Here is a 19,557-nt window from a genome sequence, read left to right on the forward strand (position 1 = left end):
GTGGTCAGCGCTTCTTGAGCGCCCTGGCGTCGAGATGACCGAACGGGTTGTCGTCGCCGCGGAACGTCGACGCGAGCTGGTGCGCGCGGGCGCGATCGCCGTCGCGCAGCAACGTCGCCAGCGCGTCGAACCGTTCGGTGTGGACGCGGGCGCGGCGACGCGCGTAGTCGGCGGCGGAGTCCTTGGTGACCATGAACGCCCAGTCGCTCGAAAGCGCGAGCATCGCCTCCGCGACGGCCTGATCGGCGACGGTGTCCCGGGCAGTGCTGTCCACGGATTCGGCGAGGTCGAGCAGCCGGTGCTGCAGCGCGGTGTTGGCCGTGACCATGTCGGCGACCTGCTCGCCGTCCCAGACCCGCCAGTCCTTGCCCGACCCCCAGGAGGAGGCGGGCAGATCGATGGGCGCGCCGAGGTGGCCCGCTTCGAGAGCGCCACGCAGGGTGGTCACCCGGACCCCCGCCTCGGGCAGCGCGCGCAGCACGCCCTCCAGCCACGCCGGACCTTCGTGCCACCAATGGCCGAACAGCTCCGTGTCGTAGGCCGCGACCACCAGCGATTCCCGGCCGTGCCGGGACTTGAGGTCGCGCAGCCGCGTGACCACGGTGTCCACGAAGTCCTTGACGTGCAGGCCCAGCACGTCGGCGGCGAGCGCGGGATCGTAGGGCGCCTTGTCCGGCGGTTCGATCTGCTTGCCGGTGACCCGGGACGGCTTCAAGCCGACTTCGTGCGCCCAGGTGTGGAAGTCGCGATAGGCGGCGTGCCCCGGATACCCCGCCTTGGGCGACCAAACGCGATAGGTGACTTCGAGGTCGCGGCCGAAGCAGACGACGTCGGATTCGCCGACCGGGTGCGCCGCCGCCGTGTCGCCCCGCAGCGACGGGCCGTCCACCAGGAACCGATGGACGCCCGCCGCCGCGTAGTCGCCTTCCATGCCCGGCGCGTAGCCGCACTCCGGCGCCCAGATCCCGGCCGGGCGGTGGCCGATCCGCAGCTCGGTGTCGGCGAGACCGCCGCGCAGCGCGAACTCGCGTACCGCCGGCTCCAGCAACGGCTGGAACGGATGGGCCAGCGGGCCGCCGAGTAGTTCGATCGTCTCACTGTCCACAAGGGAGCGAAGAATGGGAGAAGATCCGTGGCGCCAACGGGTTTCGAGTTCCTCGGTAGCGTTGATGGCGGTACGGTGCTCGGCGGCCGCCAGCTCGCGCAGCAGCGGGTCGCCCCGCCACAACGTCGCCGCGTGCTGTGCGCGCAGCTGCCAGTGGCCGAGCCAGTCGTGGCACGCCGCGATGCTGTACGGGTCGTCGAGCTGGGCGGCGAGCACCGGCGTCATGCCGAGGGTGAGCACGTCACGGCGGCCTTCGTCGGCGAACCGGCGCAGCAGGTCGACCATCGGCAGGTAGGAATGCGCCCAGGCCTGGTAGAGCCATTCCTCGCCGACCGGCCAGCTCCCGTGATGTGCGAGCCACGGCAGGTGGCTGTGCACCACCAGGCAGAAGGTGCCCTCGTACTCGCTCACCGGCGCACCGCCACGGCGACCAGATCGAGGCTCGCGTCGAGGTCTTCCCCGTGGATGACGAAGTCCTCGGCGCGGATGGCCTCGACGTCCGCGAGCAGCGCGGGCGGCCAGGTCGCCTGACCGGGTAATTCACCCATGACGACGTCGAGCTGGGCGTCGATGATCGAGCCGCCGTACCGCGCGTCGAGCGCGCGGAGGGCCTCACCATGGTGCAGGCCGTGCAGCGATTCGACCTCGAATCCCGCGCCGGTCAGCAGTGAGTCCATTTCGGACGGTGCTAGTTCCCTGGTGTGGAACGGATTGAGCGGAGTTTCGCTGTCGGGGGTGAAGGTCAGCCGGTTCGGGGTGGTCACCAGTAGCCGCCCGCCGGGCACGAGCACACGGTGACATTCGGCGAGGAATCCGGCCTGGTCCCACAGGTGCTCGATCACCTGGAAGTTCGCCACGACGTCCACCGAAGCGTCCCGCAACGGCAGGAACGCGAGATTCGCGCGCGCGACCGCGACCGTGGGATAGCGGCGGGCGACGTGCTCGGTGGTCGGCCGGTCGTAGTCCAGCGCCACCACCCGGCGGGCGTGCCCGGCGAGAAGTCCCGCGCCGTACCCCTCGCCGCACCCTGCCTCCAGGACGGTCGCGCCCGCGCAGGAGGGCAGCAGGGCGAGATACGCGGCCTCGTGGCGGCGAAACCAGTAGTTCTCCTCGGCGATGCCGGGGACGGTCCGTTCGCCGGTGAGATGCAGCGCTTCGGCCCGCGTGGCTGGGGTGGTCACGCTCGCGACCCTAGCGGGTGACGCGGCCGGAACGGGTGGGGCGGCAGGCGATGTCACGTTTGGGGGAGCTGTCTTGTCCATGGGGTATGCAACGGACTTTCACACGTGTGCTGCTCGTGGTCTTCGGCGTGGTCGAGGCCGGTGTCGGCGTCTGGCCGCTGGTGGCTCCCATGGGCTTCTACCAGGATTTTCCCGGGTTCCGGCGGGGCTGGGTGGCCATGGACGGCCCTTTCAACGAACATCTCCTCCGCGATTTCGGCGGGCTGAACCTCGCACTCGCCGTCGTCCTGGTCGGGGCGGCGGTGATCGGCACGACGGCGACGGCCCGGCTCGCCGGCGTCGCCGCGCTGCTGTTCGGCGTCCCGCACTTCGCTTACCACCTCGTTCACCTCGTCCACTTCGACAGCGTGGACCGGATACTGATCGTCGCGACAACGGGGCTGGGCGCGCTGGTGCCGCTGGTGCTGATCCTGCTGCCGGGGCGGCGGGTCACGACACCGGCGACACCGTGATGCCGATGGCGCCCGGACCGACGTGGGCGCCGATGACGGTGCTGGCCTCGACAAGGAGGGCTTCGCCGAGGCCGGTCACCCGCCGCCGGATCGCGCCGCCGATCTCGAGTTCCCGCTCGTCGGGCCCGCCGAAACGGGTCACGGCGACATCCACGCGCCGCGTCCCCGCGGTCTGCACTGCCAGGTCGACCAGTTTGCCCAGGGCGCGCTTGGTGCCGCGGGCGCGTGACGCCGGGGAGACTTCGCCCGCGGTCACGGTGAGCAACGGCTTGATCGAGAGCGCCGTGCCCAGCATGGACTGCGCGGCGCCGATGCGCCCGCCGCGCCGGAGGTACTCGAGCGTGTCCACGTAGACGAACTCGGCGCTGGTGCGGCAGCGTTGTTCCGCCGCCGCGATCACCCGGTCCGCCTGGGCGCCGGCGGCGGCGGTCCGCGCCGCGGAAACGGCCGCGAAACCGAGGCTCATGCCGAGCGTCCCGCTGTCGAGGATGTGCACGGGGATGCGCACCTGTTGAGCCGCTTCGCGGGCGGCTTCGACGGTCGCGGACATGCGTCCCGAGATGTGGATGCTCACGACGGCGGCCGCGCCCCGGGCGGCCGCGTCCTGGTATGCCCAGAAGAACGCGCCGGGGTCGGGCGGGGTCGTGCTGACAGGGGTGCCGGCGCGCATCGACTCGATGAGCTCGGCGCGGTCGAAGCGATGTTCGTCGTCGAGGTGGTCGCCGACGTGGAGCTGGATCTGCGCGACGCCGATACCCCAGCGGGCGGCGAGTTGCTCCGGCAGGCAGGAACTCGAGTCCGTGATGACGGCGATGGAGGCGGCCATGGTGCCGGAGGTTAACAATTAACCACCTACTCCGAGTAGGCCACTGTTCGCCCGATCGGTGGAGTGAACGCCGGGATGGGTCAAAACAAAACTACTGGGACGATCGTCCAGCTGGATTGCTCATCCAGGTGAATGCGGTCACCTCGCCGGGTCAACGGCGCCGGATGGCCCTAATCTACCGGCCAGTAGAGCACTGTCCCGTGGCCGACGCCGGCCACTACCGGGAGGTCGAAGAAGACCCATGACGAACATCGTTGTCCTGGTCAAGCAGGTACCGGACACCTACTCGGAGCGGAAGCTCTCCGGCGCCGACCACACCCTTGACCGTGAATCAGCCGACGCCGTGCTCGACGAGATCAACGAGAAGGCCGTCGAAGAAGCCCTCAAGATCAAGGAAGCCGGCGAAGGCGAGGTCACCGTGATCTCGGTCGGCCCCGACCGCGCGACCGACGCGATCCGCAAGGCGCTGTCGATGGGGGCCGACAAGGCCATCCACGTCTCCGACGAGGCGCTGCACGGCTCCGACGCCATCGCCACCGCCAAGGTTCTCGCGGCCGCCATTTCGAAGGTCGACGGCTATGACCTGATCATCGCCGGCAACGAGTCCTCCGACGGCCGCGGTGGCGCCGTCCCGGCCATCCTCGCCGAGCTGCTCGGCCTTCCGCAGCTGACCTACGTCCGCGTGCTGAACGTCGAGGGCACGACCGTGAAGGCGGACCGCGAGACCGAGGACGGCATCACGCACCTCGAGGCGAACCTGCCCGCGCTGGTCAGCGTCGGTGAGAAGATCAACGAGCCGCGCTACCCGTCCTTCAAGGGCATCATGGCCGCGAAGAAGAAGCCGGTCGAGACCCTGACCATCGCCGACCTCGGCGTCGACGCGGGCGACGTCGGCCTCGGCAACGCCTGGTCGTCGGTCATCGAAGCCGCTCCGAAGCCGCCGCGCACCGCGGGCGAGAAGGCCGAGGACGAGGGCGACGGCGGCACCAAGGTCGCCGAATACCTGGTCGGCCAGAAGCTCATCTGAGACAGGTTTCGAGGAGGAATAGGGAAATGGCTGAAGTACTCGTCCTCGTCGACCACGTCGACGGTGAGGTCAAGAAGGTCACGCTCGAGCTGCTGACCGCCGCCCGTGCCCTCGGCGAGCCGTCCGCGGTCGTCGTCGGCCCGACCGGCTCCGCGGCGAAGGCCAAGGAAGCGCTGGCCTCCCACGGCGCCGCGAAGGTGTACGTCGCCGAGGGTGACGCCGCCACCGGTTTCCTGGTCACGCCGAAGGTGGACGTGCTGGCCAAGCTGGCCGAGCAGGCCTCCCCGGCGGCCGTGCTCGTCGCGGCCGGCGCCGAGGGCAAGGAGGTGGCCGCGCGTCTCGCCGTCCGGCTGGGCTCCGGCCTGCTCTACGACGCCGTGGGCGTCAACGCCGACGGCAGCGTGGACCAGTCCATCTTCGGTGGCGCGTTCTCGGTGAAGGCGAAGTCCGCCAAGGGCTCCCCGGTCGTCTCGGTGCGCCCCGGCGCGGTGGAGGCGGCGCCGGCCGAGGGTGCCGCGGCCGAGGAGACCGTCGAAATCCCGGCCGCCGACCCGGCGAAGTCCGCGCGCATCACCGGCGTGGAGCCGGTGGTGGGCGGTGACCGTCCGGAGCTGACCGAGGCGTCGATCGTCGTCTCGGGTGGCCGTGGCGTCGGCTCGGCGGAGAAGTTCGACGTCGTCGAGAAGCTCGCGGACTCGCTCGGTGCGGCCGTCGGTGCTTCCCGCGCTGCCGTCGACTCCGGCTACTACCCGGCGCAGTTCCAGGTCGGCCAGACCGGCAAGACCGTGTCGCCGCAGCTGTACATCGCGCTCGGCATCTCCGGCGCGATCCAGCACCGGGCAGGCATGCAGACCTCGAAGACGATCATCGCGGTCAACAAGGACCCCGAGGCGCCGATCTTCGAGATCGCCGACTTCGGCATCGTGGGTGATCTGTTCAACGTGGCCCCGCAGCTGACCGAGGCCGTCGAGAAGCGCAAGGGCTGAGCCCCGGCAGAATCGATTCGGATGGCCCTTCGGGATGTTCCCGGAGGGCCATTCGGCGTTTCCGGGGGTACTCGCGGACCTGAGAGGAGCCTGAGAACCCCCTATTCACTGAACGTGCACTAATCGGTCATCGGATTGCTCTCGCTGTGGCGCGTGCTCGCCAGGTACACCTTGACCATGACGACGTCACAGCTCCTCGTCAGCACTGATCAGCCGGGTGTCGAGGCCCCGCCCGGTGCCCCCAGGTACTCCTTGCTCGTCGCCCACGGAAACGACGAAGTCGTCGCCGCGCAAAAGCTGCGATACCAGGTGTTCGCCGAAGAAGTCGGCGCGAACCTCAATACCCTCCAAGCGGGGCTCGACGTCGACTATTTCGACGAGTTCTGCGATCACCTCGTGGTGCGGGACGACAACACGGGCGAGATCGTCGGCACCTATCGGATGTTGCCGCCCGAGCGGGCCGCGGAGGCCGGAAAACTCTATTCCGACAGCGAGTTCGACCTCACCGCGATCGACGGGATCCGGCCTTCGCTGGTCGAGACCGGACGTTCCTGTGTACACGCCGACCACCGCAGCGGCGCCGTCGTCAGCCTGGTGTGGGCCGGAATCGCGCGCTACATGCTCCTGTCCGGACATCGTTACCTCGCCGGGTGCGCCTCGGTGCCGCTGACCGACGACGGCAGCTTCGCCGCCGGGGTGTGGGACGTCCTGCGCACCAAGCACTACGCCGACGAGTCAGCCCGTGTCACACCCTTGCAGCCGTGGGTGGCCGATGGCGTCGCCCGGCCCGCGCGTTCGCTGCTCCCGCCGCTGATCAAGGGCTACGTCCGGCTCGGCGCCAAGGTGTGTGGACCGCCCGCGCACGATCCGGACTTCGGCGTCGCCGACTTCTTCGTGCTGCTCGACCTCCACAACGTCGACGAGCGTTATCTGAAGTTCTTTCTCGGAGCTCAGTGATGAGGCATCCGTGGATGCCCGCTTCCCCGTGCGGGGACGGCTGTCTGACCGAGGGTGCGCCGACGGTGGCGTTGCCTCGGCGGGTGCTGCGGTTCGCCGCGGCGATCGGTCTTGTCCTCGTAGCCGTGTTGAGCGCTCCACTTCTGCTGGTTCTTCGCGGCAGGGGCCGGGAACGGTTGGTCAGGGCGGTCTTCCGCGGGGTACTGCGTGCTTTTGGCGTCAAGCTGGTGGTACACGGCGGAGAAGGCTTTCTCGCAGCGTCAGCGGGACGTGGCGCGTTGGTCGTGAACAACCACATCTCATGGTTGGACATCGTGGCGATCAACGCGATTAGGCCGATGCGCGCGCTGGCGAAGCGTGAAATCGCGAGCTGGCCGATGCTGGGAAGCCTCGTCTCGCGGGGAGGCAGCATCTTCCTCGACCGGGAGCGGCTTCGCACGTTGCCGGGAACGATGGACGAACTCGCGGGTGCCTTGCGCGCCGGGTCGATGGTGAACGTGACCCCGGAAGGCACGACCTGGTGTGGCCTTGCTTCCGGCAGGTTCACGACGGCCACCTTCCAGGCCGCGATCGACGGGGGCGTCCCCGTGCGCCCGATCGCGCTGCGGTACCGGCTTTCCGACGGCAGGGAGACCAGCCAACCGGCGTTCATCGGTCCGGAGTCCCTGATCGCGTCGCTCCGCCGAGTGGCCGCTTTACAGGGGCTGGTGCTCGAGGTACGGGTGTGCCCGGAGATCGCGCCCGGACGCGCGTCGAACCGCCGTGAGCTGGCGTCACTGGCGGAGGCCGCGGTGCATTCGGCACTCGGGACAGTCCGCATCCCCGCGCAACGTCGCAAGCCGGTCCGTGTCTCCGCTCCGGTGCGCTCGGTCGGCAACTGACCAACGCGCATATTGACCTCCACCGAGCTGGAGGTTGCAGGCTGGCGATCATGAGCCGGACGACCGAGGCCCCTGCCCGTGGCAGCGTGCTCTGGGCGCCCGAACGCAGGTTGACCACCGTCGCACTACTGCTCGTCGTCACCTTGGTCGCTTTCGAGAACATGGGCGTCGCCACGGCGATGCCGACGCTGGTGGCCGAACTGCGCGGACTGTCGCTCTACGCGTGGCCGTTCGTCACGTTCCTGATCGCCAGCGTGGTCGCCACCGTGTTGTCGGGACGGATGGGGGACCGGCGTGGCCCGGTCCCCGGATTGCTCGCGGGCCCCGTCCTCTTCACCGGCGGCCTGGTCGTGGCGGGGACGGCGTCCGGTATGTCGCTGTTGCTCGCCGGTCGGGCGTTGCAGGGGTTCGGTTCTGGGCTGCTGCTGGTTTCGGTGTCGTTGCTCATCGCATTGACCTTCACCGACAGGGAACGGCCGGTCATCTACGCCGCGAACGCGGCGGCGTGGGTATTGCCGGCTGTCGTCGGGCCCTCGCTGGCGGGTTTGATCACAGTGAGTGTCGGTTGGCGGTGGGTCTTCCTCGGGCTTGTTCCCCTGGTCGTCCTGGGCATCGCGATGCTCGTCGTCGTCGCCCGCCGGCTACCGCCGCACATGCCCGCGGCTGATGGACGGCAGGCAGGGGTGATCATGGCGGTGGTCGCGGCCCTCGGCGTCGCCTCCCTGACCTGGGCCGCGCAACAGCGTTCGGCGTACGCCGCCGTTGCCGGGGTGGCCGGTCTCGTCGTACTGACGTACTCGCTGCGCAAACTGCTGCCCAAGGGCACCCTGACCTCTCGCCCAGGGTTGCCGACGGTCGTGGCTTCGCGAGCGCTGCTCGCCGGCGCCTACGCGGGTATGGAGGCCTACCTGCCGTTGACCATGAGCGCGGTCCATGGCTACGGCCCGGCACTTGCCGGGTTGCCGCTGACCATCACGGCGATGGGCTGGTCGGCGGCGTCCGCGGTGCAGGGCAAGTTCGTCGACTGGTCGAGGGAATCCTCCCTTCGTGCTGGATTCGTTCTGGTCGCGGTGGGCCTGGTCGGGTTCGGGCTCGTGTCCCAGCCCTGGGCTCCCGGATGGATCGCCTTCGTGGTCTGTGCGGTGGGAGGGGCAGGGATGGGGATCGCGATGCCGGCGGTTTCGGTGCTTCTGCTTAGGTACTCGCCAGAAGGTGAGCGGGGATTCAATACTTCGGCGATGCAGCTTGCCGACTGGGTGGGATCCGCACTGCTCATCGGGCTGGGCGGAGTCCTCCTGGGCCTTTTGGCGTCGGCGCGGCACCCGTCGTCGGCGATAGCGGTGCTCAGCGTGGTGCTCGTCGCACTCGCCGTGCTCGGCGCTCGTTTGACGGGCCGCTGGACGGCGAAGGTGTGACAGCCCACTCCGACCTGAGGGTGGGCTTCGTCACCCGCTGAAGCGGACTACCCTGAAGGGGCGATGACCTACCTCGACCACGCGGCGACGACCCCGATGTTGCCGGAAGCCATTGCGGCGATGACCGAGGCGTTGCCCACGGTGGGCAACGCCTCCGCCCTGCATTCTTCGGGAAGGCGCGCGCGGCGGATGGTCGAAGAGGCGCGCGAGACGGTCGCCGAGGCCCTGGGGGCGAGGCCGTCGGAAGTGATCTTCACCGGCGGCGGCACCGAGAGCGACAACCTGGCTGTCAAAGGCATCTACTGGGCGCGCCGGAACGAACGATCCGAGCGGCGGCGTGTGCTGTGTGGCGCGGTTGAGCACCACGCGGTCCTGGACACCGTCGAGTGGCTCGAGGAACACGACGAGGCGGAGATCACCTGGTTGGGGGTCGACGGCGAGGGCCGGGTTTCGTCCGAGACGTTGCGATCGGCTATCGCCGAGGACCCGGAGACCGTCGCCTTGGCGACGGTCATGTGGGCGAACAACGAGGTGGGGACGATCAACCCGATCCCCGAACTCGCGGCCGTTTGCGCGGAGTTCGGTGTGCCACTGCATACCGACGCAGTGCAGGCCGTCGGCGCGATCCCGGTCGACTTTGCCGCCAGCGGAGCCGCGGCGCTCAGCCTTACCGGGCACAAGGTCGGCGGGCCGTATGGTGTGGGCGCTTTGCTTCTCGGCCGGGACACTCCGTGCGTACCGCTTCTGCACGGTGGTGGCCAGGAACGCAGCGTCCGCTCTGGCACCTTGGACGTGCCGGCGATCGTTGGTTTCGCGGCCGCGGTACGAGTGTGCGTCGAAGCCCGGGAAGAACAATTCAAGAGGCTTGAACAACTCCGTGACGAGCTCATCGACGTAGTACGCCGCGAGGTGCCGGACGCGGTGCTCAACGGTGGCGAGGGAGAGCGGCTTCCGGGCCACGCCCACTTCACGTTTCCTGGGTGCGCCGGGGACAGCCTCCTGATGCTTTTGGACGCCAAGGGAATCGAGTGCTCGACAGGCTCGGCCTGTACCGCGGGGGTCGCCCAGCCCAGTCACGTACTGCTGGCCATGGGCGCGGATCCGGTCGCCGCACGTGGCTCGCTGAGGTTTTCGCTCGGTCACACGTCCTCCGCGGCGGACGTCGCGGCGCTCGCCCAGGAGATCGGCGGTGTCGTCACGCGGGCCCGCCAGGCAGGGCTGGCCGGGATGCGTAAACAGAAGCAAGAGGTGTAGGGCATGCGAGTACTGGCTGCGATGAGCGGGGGCGTCGACTCGGCGGTTGCCGCGGCACGGGCGGTGGACGCCGGCCACGACGTCGTCGGCGTGCATCTCGCGTTGTCGGCCAAGCCAGGCACCCTGCGCACCGGTTCGCGGGGCTGCTGCACGATCGAGGACTCGCACGATGCTCGCCGGGCTGCCGATATTCTCGGAATTCCTTTCTACATCTGGGATTTCGCTGAGCGCTTCACCGAGGAGGTCGTCGAGACCTTCGTCGGCGAGTACGCCGCGGGGCGTACCCCCAATCCATGCGTCACCTGCAACGAGAAAATCAAGTTCGAGGCGTTGCTGGAAAAGGCCATGGCACTCGGCTTCGATGCGGTGGCGACGGGACACTACGCACGCCTGGCTGTGCACGACGGTGTGCCGGAGCTGCGCCGTAGCGTGGACGAGGGTAAGGACCAGTCCTACGTTCTCGCGTCGCTGACACCCGAGCAGCTCGGTCACGCGATGTTCCCGCTCGGGGACTCGTGGAAGTCTGATGTGCGAGTCGAGGCGGAACGTCGCGGCCTGTCGGTGGCGAAGAAGCCTGACAGCCACGACATCTGCTTCATTCCGGACGGAGACACCAAGGCGTTCCTCGAGAAGCGGTTGGGACAGCATCCGGGGGACCTCGTCGACGCCGAAACCGGGGCGATCCTTGGACGGCACACCGGAGTGCACGGATTCACGGTCGGGCAGCGTAAGGGGCTCGGTATCGAAGCTCCCGCGCCCGATGGCCGGCCGCGGTATGTGCTCTCGCTGGAACCGGTGTCCGGTACGGTCAAGGTCGGTTCCAAGGCTGGCCTCGGGGTGCGGGTCATCGAGGCGGATCGTGCGATCTGGCCTGGCGGGCGGCCGTTGCACGGCCCGACCGAATGCGTTGTCCAGGTCCGAGCTCATGGTGGCATCGTCGATGCTGTGGCGGAAGTCGTGTCCGACAAGGTGACAGTTCAACTGCGAGAGCCTTTGCGTGGCGTCGCGCCCGGGCAGGTCGTCGTGCTTTACCGTCCGGATGCGGTTTCGGGTGACCTGGTCCTGGGTAGCGCGAAGATCTCGAGTACGCGCTGACCTCGGAGCCTGTCGAGTGGTTTCGCACAGCCCCGCTGTGATGGTGGCTCCAAACACGGCGACCTGATTCTCTGCTCCTACTCCGGGCGCGGGTCGTGGAAAGGCGGAGCAGAGCTGCTCTGAGTCCGGCCAGTGGGTGTGCTGACGGTGAGCAAATCATCTGAAGACACTTCATACCGCCAATTGGCGTGGCGTTTCAGTCGGCGATGGCGGGCACAGAGGGTTACCGGTTTTGACAGTGCTGTCTCGGTGCTGGCTCCGTTGCGGGTCTGAGTGTTTTCGACTCCGCAGTTTTGCGCCGGCCTCGTGCATCCCGGCTGGCGGCACTCGCGATCGCGGACGCGGACGAACTCGTCCATGTCGGGTGTGGGCCGGTATCGCGCGCTGCCGAGTTCGATCATTTGGCCGGTCATCGGGTCCGTGATGATCCGCCGAAGCGCCGTGTCCGGTCCTGCGGCGATGCGGCGGGCGAGCGTTGCGGGGATGTGGCCGTTGCCCGCCATCTCGACGGGATTGTCGTTGACGCCGAGATAGGTGGCCAGATCCATGTACAGAAATATCTCTGCCCGCTCCTCGCGGCCTCCGTCAGCGTCGAGCAGCAGATCCAGTGCGACGTCGGCTCTGAGCTGCTCCAGGGTCCGTCGTTCGTCGGGCGTCTTCAACGCGCGTGCGGCCCGATCGACACGGAGGTAGGCCGCTGTCGCCTTTTCCGCGGGTGCGTTGTCGATGGACAGGTGTGAAACACCTGCGGCGTTGTGGCGCAGTACTACGCGCCGTTCCGCACGGCGCCGCGCGCCACGGTGTGCGGCGCCGTCGGGGTCGACCTTCGTCGCGGCGTGCGTGGCGGCCTTCCGGACCTGGCTGGCGTTCTTGCCGGGCAAACGGTTCGACATGAGCGCGTCGACGATCGCCGCGTGTTCGTCGGAAAGCCAAGAGGTGGCATCTGTGACTTTTGTGGCCCGAAAGAGGTCAAGCGCGCCATCGTCCATCAGCTGCAACGTGCGTGGCAGCCGAACGGTGAGCGCTTCCGCGGCAGAGACCATTGTGTTCGCATGAGATTCGGTGATGGACAAGGTGGTGGCGATCTCGGTGATCGCGCTCTGGGAGTCGCGGTGGCGACGGGTGAACTCGGCGATGCAGCGGAGCTGCAGGGCCTGTAGCCGGGCTATTTCCGCATTCGCGTCCTGGGCTACCTGCAGGATCGTGTCATCATGCATACGCCGCAGGACCCGTGGGTCCGCGCGGATCGCGCGTCGCATGAAGGCAGAGCTTGCCGGTTGCTCTTGTTCGTCGGTGTCCCTGGTGTCGCGCATGGGGCGCGGTGAAGGTGTCATGTCAGCGACCGTACGCCTGCGAAGAGACAAAAAAGATGCGAGTGGAAGGAAACTGTCGAAATTGGCGCGAATGGTCCACTCGTGCCGTTGATTCTTGACCTGGAGCGGCGGCGTCGTCAATCTGATCCCGATGCGGCAAGGGATGCCGGCGGTGGTGATCAGTCGGCTATGCGAAGGGATCGAGGTGGAACGGACTTGACCGAGAGGGTCGGATATCGAGCATGTTCTCCGGCGGTACTTTCAGAGAGCCATTTTGAAACCCGTATGGCTCGCGACAAATCCAAGCCGCTCATAAAATCGGTGTGCGTTCACTCGCGACACGTCCGAAGTCAGCTGCACCAGTGCGCAGCCCCGCTGGCGAGACTCGGTGACAGCCCAGCGCATCAGCTCGCCACCGAGACCGGAGCCACGATGGTCGCGGCGAACCCGGACCGCCTCGATTTGGCCACGGCGCGCTCCCTTGCGGGCCATACCAGGGATGATCGTCAACTGGAGCGTGCCCACCGGCTCTCCCACGACGGCGGCGACGACCAGGAACTGATTCGGGTCGTGTTCGATTTCCTCGAAGGCCCGAAGGTAGGGAGCGAGGTCGTCTACCGAGTCCCGGGTAGCTCCGAGCTGGTCGTCGATGAGTAAACGAACGATGGTCGCGACGTCACCGCGGCGTGCTGGGCGGATTTCGAGATCAGTCACGCGGCGATTGTTTCAGCGAGCGGGTGAACCCTTGGTAGGTGTGGTCGAACCCGAACCGTGCGTAGTAGTCGGTCAGGTCTCCGCGTGCGACACCGGAGTCCAGGTGGAGCCGGGCGCAGCCGCGCTTGGTGGCCTCCTTGATGGCCCACGCCAACAAGGCGCTCGTCACACCGCGACGTGTGGCTCGGATGCCTTCGATGAGTCCACGCGAAGTGCCTCGCCAGGCCAAACCTCGGAGCACGGTCAGCTGCGCAGTGCCGACTATGCCCTGGTCGTCTTCTGCGACGACCAGGGCGACTTGGGGGTCTGCATCAAGCAGGTCGAAGGTGTCGAGCAGCGGTTGAACGGGCTCGCGGAAGAGCGCGGCGACAGCCACAATATCCGCTCGCCGTGCTCGCCTGATGACTTCCACCCTGCCCAGTATGCAAGGCAAGCGAAGCTGGGCGTGGCCATGGGATGGCTATACCCAACCGAAGAAGACACCTCGGCCTCAGGGCGCCGAGTAGCGACGTACCCCGTCGACGTCGCGCGCGGCAAGCCTGCCTTGGGAAACGAGCAGGTCCAGGTGGGCTCCTGTTTCCAGGACGGCGAGCATCTGGTTGAACGCGTCCATTTCGGACAGCTTGCGGCTGCGACGCGTCCATCCCCGGTTGGAGGCGATCTCGAATGCCGTGCTTGCGCCGGCCATAGCCTCTTGCCCCATGGTTTCGAGGCGTTGTCGATGGTGTTCCAGCAACTCGTCGACACGGGCATGCACACTGTCGGTGACCGGCCCGTGTGCGGGCAGCAGACGCTGGTCGGGCATGTCCCGGATGAGCCGCAGCGAGTCGATGTAGTCATTCAACGGCAACTCGGCGGGGACGGGTTGAAAGCCGATCGAAGGGGTGATGTGTGGCAGCACGTGGTCGCCGGAGAACAACAGACCGCCCACCTCGTCCACGAAGACGACGTGACCTGCGGTGTGCCCGGGTGTGCAGACGATTTCGAACTCGCGGCCGGGCATGACTGTGCGATGGCCAGGCAGGAGCCACTCGTCGGGTACCTCCCACAGATTGGCTTCGTGGTGTCGTGGGTCGGTGCCGAACAACCGCGCCAACGCTTCGACAACCTCGTCGGCCCCGCAACGGCGGAGGAGGTGGACCTGAGGAGCCATCGGCAGCCGCTCTGGGTTGGCGGACGCCTTCAGCGAAGGCTCCTCCCCTTGCCCGAGAGCGACTTTCATGCCGAATTCGCGCCGGAGAGCCACAGCCTGGGTGTAGTGGTCACGATGGACGTGCGTCACGAGGAACTCGGTTATGTCCGCGAGTTCGGCGCCGATTCCCCGCAAGGCGCTGGTGAGCAGCTTCCTGGACTCTGCCAACGCCCAACCGGAGTCGACCAAGGTCAGCGTCGTGCCATCGGTAATCGCGTACACGTTGACCGCGCGGAGCGCGTCGTCGGGAAGTGGCAACGGAATCCGGTAGACACCGGGGGCGACCTCGTAGATCCCGGGTTCCGCCCAGTTCCGGTCGCTGTTGTCGGGCAACGGTTCCACGGCGACCCTCCGTCCCGGCAGGACGTCGATGTCCGGCCATTTCTCACCTTGAGCCGTGGGGACGGCCGCTGTCTACGGGGGTGCGATGAGACGCCGGTCACTCGAAGGTGCGGCTGGGGCCATGTCGAGTGAGTACCCGCAGGTGTTGCCGGTCGGCGTGGGCAGGTTCCGTGAAACCGGAGTGACAGCAGGGCCGCCCTGGAGCAACCGGAGCCGGTCGGCCAGAATTAGAGGTCGTGAATCAACCTGCTTGGCAAGCTGGAGCCGCGACAGGGATCGGCTCCATGCCGGGAACCGATCCTGCTGAGGCGGCGGCCGTGGTGTTCGGCGAACTGCCGGGATTTCCGTACCTTCCGGAGCTGCCCGCGCGCGGAATCGGCGCTGACCTGCTTGGCCGCACCGCGGCGATGCTCGTCGACCTCGCCGTCGAAGTGGTGCCGAGTGGCTATCGGGTCGCCGCCCGGCCCGGCCACGATCATCGGCGGGGTACGGACCTGCTTCGCTGGGACTTGGACGCGGTCCAGGAGGCTCGCGAGAAGGCAGGGACCGCGCCACCAGTGGTCAAGACCCAGCTTGCCGGGCCATGGACGCTCGGCGCGGGCATCGAACTGGCTCGTGGTCATCGTGTGCTCACTGATCGTGGTGCCCTTCGGGACTTCGCCTCCTCGATGATCGAGGGGTTGGCCGAACACGTCGCCGAACTCACCGCACGCACCGGTGCCCCGGTGGTCGTCCAGCTCGACGAACCGTCGCTGCCCGTTGTCCTCGCCGGCGAACTGCCGACTCCCTCGGGGTATGGCAATGTCCCCGCGGTGCCGGAGCCGGAGGCGCGTGACCTGTTGTCGACGGTGGTCGAAGGCGCCGCGAAGATCACTGGCCAGCCCGTGGTTGTGCATTGTTGCGCGACGCGACCGCCTCTCGCGCTGCTGCGTGGGGCAGGTGCGGGGGCTCTCGCGTTCGACCTTTCCGTGCTCGACGGAGCGTCGGCCGCGTTCCTCGACGAGATCGGGGAGACGTGGGACAGCGGGGCCACCCTGTTCCTCGGACTGGTCCCCGCCACAGAACCCGGTACCCGGCCCGGCCTGCACGACGTAGCGAAGCCCGTGCTCAATTTGGTCGACCGACTCGGGTTCAACCGCAGCATTCTCGCCGAACGCGCCGTGCCTACACCGGCATGTGGGCTCGCGGGAGCCACCACCGAGTGGATGCGTCGCACCCTTTCCCTCACCCGTGACCTCGGCAAGGCGTTCGTCGAACCGCCCGAGACGTGGTGATCGGCAGACGGTGAGCCCCGCGGGCGCGTAGCGTGTCGGGGAAGCCGACCGAACGAGGATTCTCGGAGACATGCGTCTGTTCCGCCGCCGTCGTAACGACACCCCCGACCCACCCGACCCGCGCACGGCCTGGCCCGACCAGCCGGTCCCGGAGGATGCCGGGGCGGCGGCCGAGGAGTTCTGGCGTGGCTGGTTCGAGCTGCTGCCACAGGTCAGTGCCGCCCTGGGGGAGCGGGAGCCGCACCGCGTCGAGCATGACCTGTGCCAGTTGGTCGAGGCGCTGCACCCCCGCCTGCATTTCTCACTCGAGCGCGGTCAGCAGGCGATCTACGCTTTGGTGGTCACCGGCCAGGAAGATCCCGAGCTGCGGCCGTACACCGATGCCTGGAAAGTGGCCGCGCCGCCCGCCGACGCCATCTGGGAGTACCACGACTCCGTCCCTCCCGTTCCTGACCCGAGCGGGGTCACGGTGAACCTGGGGGAGCACCGGATCTCGCTCGCCGACGTCCGGGTAGCCGCCCAGATCGACGAGGCGGCCGCGGTCGTCGACGTCGCCGTCTTCCACCCGGCTCTGGCCGATCTCGAACCCGACGCCCGGACCACGATGACGTTCCTGCCCCTCGATGCCACACTCGGTGAGCGTGTCGCCGCGGAACGGCTACGCCGCGTCGAGACCGCGGCGGTCGAGCCCGACGGCGCCATCACCCTCATGGAGCTTCGTGACCTGGTCCGAACGCTGGACAGCCAACGGGGCGAGAATGTCGGTGGCCCCAGCTAGGGTTACTACCCGTGAGCACTGAGCTTCCCCAGGACCAGATCGCCGACCAGGCCGCTTCGGACGCCGCCGAGGACGTCACGGAGGTACCCGCCGAGGTCCGCGAGCGGCATGCCGCGCTGGCCGAAGAGGTTCGTGGCCACCAGTTCCGGTACTACGTGCTGGACGCGCCCATCGTCTCCGACGGGCAGTTCGACGAGTTGCTCGCCGAGTTGCAGCGGATCGAGGACGCCCATCCCGGCCTGGTCACGCCTGACTCGCCGACCCAGAACGTCGGCGGCACGTTCTCCACCGAGTTCGTCGCGCACGATCATCTCGAACGCATGCTCAGCCTCGACAACGTCTTCGACACCGAAGAATTCCTCGCGTGGGTCGAGCGGGTGGAGAAGGAGATCGGGAGCACCGAGTACCTCACCGAGCTGAAGATCGACGGCCTCGCCGTCAACCTGCTGTACGAGAACGGGCAACTCACCCGGGCACTCACCCGGGGTGACGGGCGTACCGGCGAGGACGTCACGCTCAACGTACGCACGCTTGAGCAAGTCCCGGAGGTGCTCGCGGGCTCCGCGCAGTTTCCGGTTCCGGCGCTGGTCGAGATCCGTGGCGAGGTGTTCTTCCGGGTCGAGGACTTCCTTGAGCTCAACGCGAAGATGGTCGAGGCGGGGAAGCTGCCGTACGCGAACCCGCGCAACACCGCGGCGGGGTCGCTGCGGCAGAAGGACCCGCGGATCACGCGCGAGCGGCGGCTGCGGCTGATCTGTCACGGGCTGGGCCGTCGCGAAGGTTTCGAGCCGGAGCGCCAGTCGGAGGCCTACGAAGCGCTGGCGGCGTGGGGATTGCCGGTCTCACCGCACAGCAAGGTCCTGCGGTCGGCGAAGGACCTCACCGACCACATCGCCTACTGGGGTGAGCACCGGCACGACGCCGAGCACGAGATCGACGGCGTCGTGATCAAGGTCGACCAGGTTTCGCTGCAGCGCAGGCTCGGCACGACGTCCCGGGCACCACGCTGGGCGATCGCCTACAAGTATCCACCGGAAGAGGCCATCACGACGCTGCTCGACATCCAGGTCGGGGTCGGCCGCACCGGCCGGGTCACGCCGTTCGCGGTGACCGAGCCGGTCAAGGTCGCCGGATCCACGGTGGCGAGGGCGACCCTGCACAACCAGGAAGAGGTCAAACGCAAAGGAGTACTGATCGGCGACCGGATCGTGCTCCGCAAAGCGGGTGACGTCATCCCCGAGGTTCTCGGGCCGGTCGTGGAGGCCCGCACGGGTGACGAGCGCGAGTTCGTCATGCCCACCGAATGTCCGGAGTGTGGCACCGAGCTGGCGTACCAGAAGGAGGGCGACATCGACATCCGTTGCCCGAACACCCGGTTCTGCCCGGCGCAGCTGCGGGAACGGCTTTTCCATCTGGCGGGCCGGGGCGCCTTCGACATCGAGGTGCTCGGCTACGAGGCCGCGGTGGCACTGCTGGACGCACGGGTCGTCGCCGACGAGGGTGACGTGTTCGACCTCGACGAGGAGAGCCTCGCAGAGGTCGAGCTGTTCCGGACGAAGGCGGGAGCGTTGTCCGCCAACGCACGCAAGCTGCTGGCGAACCTCGACGTGGCCAAGGACCGCCCGCTGTGGAAGGTGATCGTCGCGTTGTCCATCCGGCACGTCGGGCCGACCGCGGCGCAGGCACTGGCCAGGGAGTTCGGCTCGCTGGAGCGGATCGAGCGGGCGAGCGAGGAGGAGCTGTCCGCGGCCGACGGCGTCGGTCCCACCATCGCGCGCGCGACTCAGGAATGGTTCGAGGTCGGCTGGCACCGCGAGATCGTCGAAAAATGGCGACGCGCCGGGGTGCGCATGGAAGAGGAGCGCGACGAGTCCGTCCCTCGCACCCTGGAAGGCCTTTCCATTGTCGTCACCGGCTCGCTCACCACGTTCTCGCGTGACGAGGCCAAGGAAGTGATCATGGCCCGGGGTGGCAAGGCGGTCGGGTCGGTGTCCAAGAAGACCGCGTTCGTCGTCGTCGGGGACGCGCCCGGGTCGAAGTACGACAAGGCCGTGCAGCTCAAGGTTCCGGTACTCGACGAGGCGGGTTTCCAGGTCCTCCTCGACCGCGGTCCGGAGGCGGCCGCGGAGGTGGCGTTGCCGACGGAGGGCGACGAAGGCGGCGACGAGAAAGGGGACGCGGATGGTGACGGGTGATGTCGAGGTCCGTCCACCGCGGCGGGACGAGTACGCGGCGGTCGGCGATCTCACCGTGGAGGCCTACCGAGAGGACGGCTACCTCGAGGTCGAGCCTGAGTACGAGGCTGTTCTGCGGGACGTCGAGGGCCGGGCCGCGCACAGCGAGCTACTGGTCGCCGTGGACTGCGGCGGTGGCCTGCTCGGCGCGGTCACGATCGTGCGTCCGGGGACCGAGTTCGCCGAGATCGCCCACGACGGCGAACTGGAGTTCCGCATGCTCGCCGTCGCGCCCGCCGCGCGGGGCAAGGGGATCGGCGGAACGCTGACCCGAGCCGTCGTGGATCGCGCCCGGGTGCTCGGGTGCCATGGGGTGGTCATGAGCAGCCAGGACGGGATGAAGACCGCGCACCGCCTCTATGAGCGAATCGGGTTCACCAGGCTTCCCGACCGCGATTGGCGGCCGATCCCGCACGTCACGCTCGTTGCCTACGGTCTCGTGCTGTGAACGACGTCACGGGGCGGCGGTAG

19 protein-coding genes are annotated in these 19,557 nt (G+C 68.0%); 12 read left to right on the forward strand and 7 right to left on the reverse strand.

Features of this window, described 5'->3' with window-relative positions; all coding sequences use genetic code 11:
* Positions 1-4: 4 nt before the first annotated feature.
* Together ABD987_RS27415 and ABD987_RS27420 are read right to left on the reverse strand one after the other, a co-directional pair.
* Positions 5-1,516 (reverse strand): 1,4-alpha-glucan branching protein domain-containing protein, encoded by a 1,512-nt coding sequence (locus tag ABD987_RS27415; protein ID WP_345399761.1) that lies wholly within the window; start codon positions 1,514-1,516, stop codon positions 5-7.
* Entirely contained in the window at positions 1,513-2,286 is a 774-nt protein-coding gene (locus ABD987_RS27420) for a class I SAM-dependent methyltransferase (RefSeq protein ID WP_345399764.1), read from the reverse strand. The genes ABD987_RS27415 and ABD987_RS27420 overlap by 4 nt, the downstream gene beginning before the upstream one ends.
* Positions 2,287-2,372: 86 nt before the next feature.
* Here ABD987_RS27420 and ABD987_RS27425 point away from each other — a divergent pair, with 86 nt between their 5' ends.
* Positions 2,373-2,798, forward strand: a complete 426-nt coding sequence (locus tag ABD987_RS27425) for a hypothetical protein (protein WP_345399767.1) — start codon at positions 2,373-2,375, stop codon at positions 2,796-2,798.
* On the opposite strand, the gene ABD987_RS27430 is transcribed toward ABD987_RS27425, so the two are convergent.
* Complete coding sequence (locus ABD987_RS27430) at positions 2,776-3,624, reverse strand: DegV family protein (RefSeq protein WP_345399770.1); 849 nt, start codon at positions 3,622-3,624, stop codon at positions 2,776-2,778. The two genes, ABD987_RS27425 and ABD987_RS27430, sit on opposite strands and share 23 nt — an antisense overlap.
* Positions 3,625-3,865: 241 nt before the next feature.
* On the opposite strand from ABD987_RS27430, the gene ABD987_RS27435 reads away from it, so the two are divergent.
* The 7 genes from ABD987_RS27435 (at position 3,866) to mnmA (ending at position 11,239) form a co-directional block, all read left to right on the forward strand.
* Positions 3,866-4,651: an electron transfer flavoprotein subunit beta/FixA family protein gene (locus ABD987_RS27435; protein WP_345399773.1), complete on the forward strand. Its 786-nt coding sequence runs from the start codon at positions 3,866-3,868 to the stop codon at positions 4,649-4,651.
* A gap of 26 nt (positions 4,652-4,677) precedes the next feature.
* A complete protein-coding gene (locus ABD987_RS27440; RefSeq protein ID WP_345399776.1) occupies positions 4,678-5,637 on the forward strand; it encodes an electron transfer flavoprotein subunit alpha/FixB family protein in 960 nt (319 codons plus the stop codon).
* A gap of 177 nt (positions 5,638-5,814) precedes the next feature.
* Positions 5,815-6,594 (forward strand): GNAT family N-acetyltransferase, encoded by a 780-nt coding sequence (locus ABD987_RS27445; protein ID WP_345399779.1) that lies wholly within the window; start codon positions 5,815-5,817, stop codon positions 6,592-6,594.
* Complete coding sequence (locus tag ABD987_RS27450) at positions 6,594-7,475, forward strand: lysophospholipid acyltransferase family protein (protein ID WP_345399782.1); 882 nt, start codon at positions 6,594-6,596, stop codon at positions 7,473-7,475. Before ABD987_RS27445 ends, ABD987_RS27450 begins: the two co-directional genes overlap by 1 nt.
* Before the next feature lie 50 nt (positions 7,476-7,525).
* Positions 7,526-8,890: an MFS transporter gene (locus ABD987_RS27455; protein ID WP_345399785.1), complete on the forward strand. Its 1,365-nt coding sequence runs from the start codon at positions 7,526-7,528 to the stop codon at positions 8,888-8,890.
* A 63-nt stretch (positions 8,891-8,953) separates the two neighbouring features.
* On the forward strand, positions 8,954-10,144 hold the full coding sequence (locus ABD987_RS27460; protein WP_345399788.1) for a cysteine desulfurase family protein: 1,191 nt from the start codon (positions 8,954-8,956) through the stop codon (positions 10,142-10,144).
* Positions 10,145-10,147: 3 nt separating this feature from the next.
* On the forward strand, positions 10,148-11,239 hold the full coding sequence (mnmA, locus tag ABD987_RS27465) for a tRNA 2-thiouridine(34) synthase MnmA (protein WP_345399791.1): 1,092 nt from the start codon (positions 10,148-10,150) through the stop codon (positions 11,237-11,239).
* A 77-nt stretch (positions 11,240-11,316) separates the two neighbouring features.
* Here the strand turns inward: mnmA and ABD987_RS27470 are convergent, their stop codons facing one another.
* From ABD987_RS27470 to ABD987_RS27485, 4 genes are all read right to left on the reverse strand, one after another.
* Positions 11,317-12,573: a DUF222 domain-containing protein gene (locus tag ABD987_RS27470; RefSeq protein ID WP_345399794.1), complete on the reverse strand. Its 1,257-nt coding sequence runs from the start codon at positions 12,571-12,573 to the stop codon at positions 11,317-11,319.
* Positions 12,574-12,813: 240 nt separating this feature from the next.
* Positions 12,814-13,266 carry a GNAT family N-acetyltransferase gene (locus ABD987_RS27475; protein WP_345399797.1) on the reverse strand — a complete coding sequence of 151 codons (453 nt, stop codon included), beginning with the start codon at positions 13,264-13,266 and terminating at the stop codon, positions 12,814-12,816.
* The gene (locus ABD987_RS27480; protein ID WP_345399800.1) at positions 13,259-13,678 is read right to left on the reverse strand and encodes a GNAT family N-acetyltransferase; all 420 of its coding nucleotides are present in this window, start codon (positions 13,676-13,678) and stop codon (positions 13,259-13,261) included. Before ABD987_RS27480 ends, ABD987_RS27475 begins: the two co-directional genes overlap by 8 nt.
* 78 nt (positions 13,679-13,756) lie before the next feature.
* Positions 13,757-14,800: an MBL fold metallo-hydrolase gene (locus ABD987_RS27485; protein WP_345399803.1), complete on the reverse strand. Its 1,044-nt coding sequence runs from the start codon at positions 14,798-14,800 to the stop codon at positions 13,757-13,759.
* A 236-nt stretch (positions 14,801-15,036) separates the two neighbouring features.
* Here ABD987_RS27485 and ABD987_RS27490 point away from each other — a divergent pair, with 236 nt between their 5' ends.
* The 4 genes from ABD987_RS27490 (at position 15,037) to ABD987_RS27505 (ending at position 19,534) form a co-directional block, all read left to right on the forward strand.
* Positions 15,037-16,074: a methionine synthase gene (locus ABD987_RS27490; RefSeq protein ID WP_345399806.1), complete on the forward strand. Its 1,038-nt coding sequence runs from the start codon at positions 15,037-15,039 to the stop codon at positions 16,072-16,074.
* A 70-nt stretch (positions 16,075-16,144) separates the two neighbouring features.
* Entirely contained in the window at positions 16,145-16,852 is a 708-nt protein-coding gene (locus tag ABD987_RS27495) for a hypothetical protein (RefSeq protein ID WP_345399809.1), read from the forward strand.
* Between the two features lie 11 nt (positions 16,853-16,863).
* Positions 16,864-19,047: an NAD-dependent DNA ligase LigA gene (gene ligA, locus ABD987_RS27500; RefSeq protein WP_345399812.1), complete on the forward strand. Its 2,184-nt coding sequence runs from the start codon at positions 16,864-16,866 to the stop codon at positions 19,045-19,047.
* Entirely contained in the window at positions 19,034-19,534 is a 501-nt protein-coding gene (locus ABD987_RS27505; protein ID WP_345399815.1) for a GNAT family N-acetyltransferase, read from the forward strand. The genes ligA and ABD987_RS27505 overlap by 14 nt, the downstream gene beginning before the upstream one ends.
* Positions 19,535-19,557: the final 23 nt, after the last annotated feature.

This window comes from Amycolatopsis samaneae (assembly GCF_039541975.1).
In the GTDB taxonomy this organism is placed as follows: domain Bacteria; phylum Actinomycetota; class Actinomycetes; order Mycobacteriales; family Pseudonocardiaceae; genus Amycolatopsis; species Amycolatopsis samaneae.

Bases quoted from the DNA above. Each gene is read 5' to 3' on its own strand.
- ABD987_RS27440 (WP_345399776.1), top strand. From the start codon at position 4,678: ATGGCTGAAGTACTCGTCCTCGTCGACCACGTCGACGGTGAGGTCAAG.
- ABD987_RS27425 (WP_345399767.1), top strand. From the start codon at position 2,373: ATGCAACGGACTTTCACACGTGTGCTGCTCGTGGTCTTCGGCGTGGTC.
- mnmA (WP_345399791.1), top strand. From the start codon at position 10,148: ATGCGAGTACTGGCTGCGATGAGCGGGGGCGTCGACTCGGCGGTTGCC.
- ABD987_RS27435 (WP_345399773.1), top strand. From the start codon at position 3,866: ATGACGAACATCGTTGTCCTGGTCAAGCAGGTACCGGACACCTACTCG.
- ABD987_RS27470 (WP_345399794.1), bottom strand. From the start codon at position 12,573: ATGACACCTTCACCGCGCCCCATGCGCGACACCAGGGACACCGACGAA.
- ABD987_RS27455 (WP_345399785.1), top strand. From the start codon at position 7,526: ATGAGCCGGACGACCGAGGCCCCTGCCCGTGGCAGCGTGCTCTGGGCG.
- ABD987_RS27460 (WP_345399788.1), top strand. From the start codon at position 8,954: ATGACCTACCTCGACCACGCGGCGACGACCCCGATGTTGCCGGAAGCC.
- ABD987_RS27505 (WP_345399815.1), top strand. From the start codon at position 19,034: ATGGTGACGGGTGATGTCGAGGTCCGTCCACCGCGGCGGGACGAGTAC.
- ABD987_RS27495 (WP_345399809.1), top strand. From the start codon at position 16,145: ATGCGTCTGTTCCGCCGCCGTCGTAACGACACCCCCGACCCACCCGAC.
- ABD987_RS27430 (WP_345399770.1), bottom strand. From the start codon at position 3,624: ATGGCCGCCTCCATCGCCGTCATCACGGACTCGAGTTCCTGCCTGCCG.
- ABD987_RS27450 (WP_345399782.1), top strand. From the start codon at position 6,594: ATGAGGCATCCGTGGATGCCCGCTTCCCCGTGCGGGGACGGCTGTCTG.
- ABD987_RS27445 (WP_345399779.1), top strand. From the start codon at position 5,815: ATGACGACGTCACAGCTCCTCGTCAGCACTGATCAGCCGGGTGTCGAG.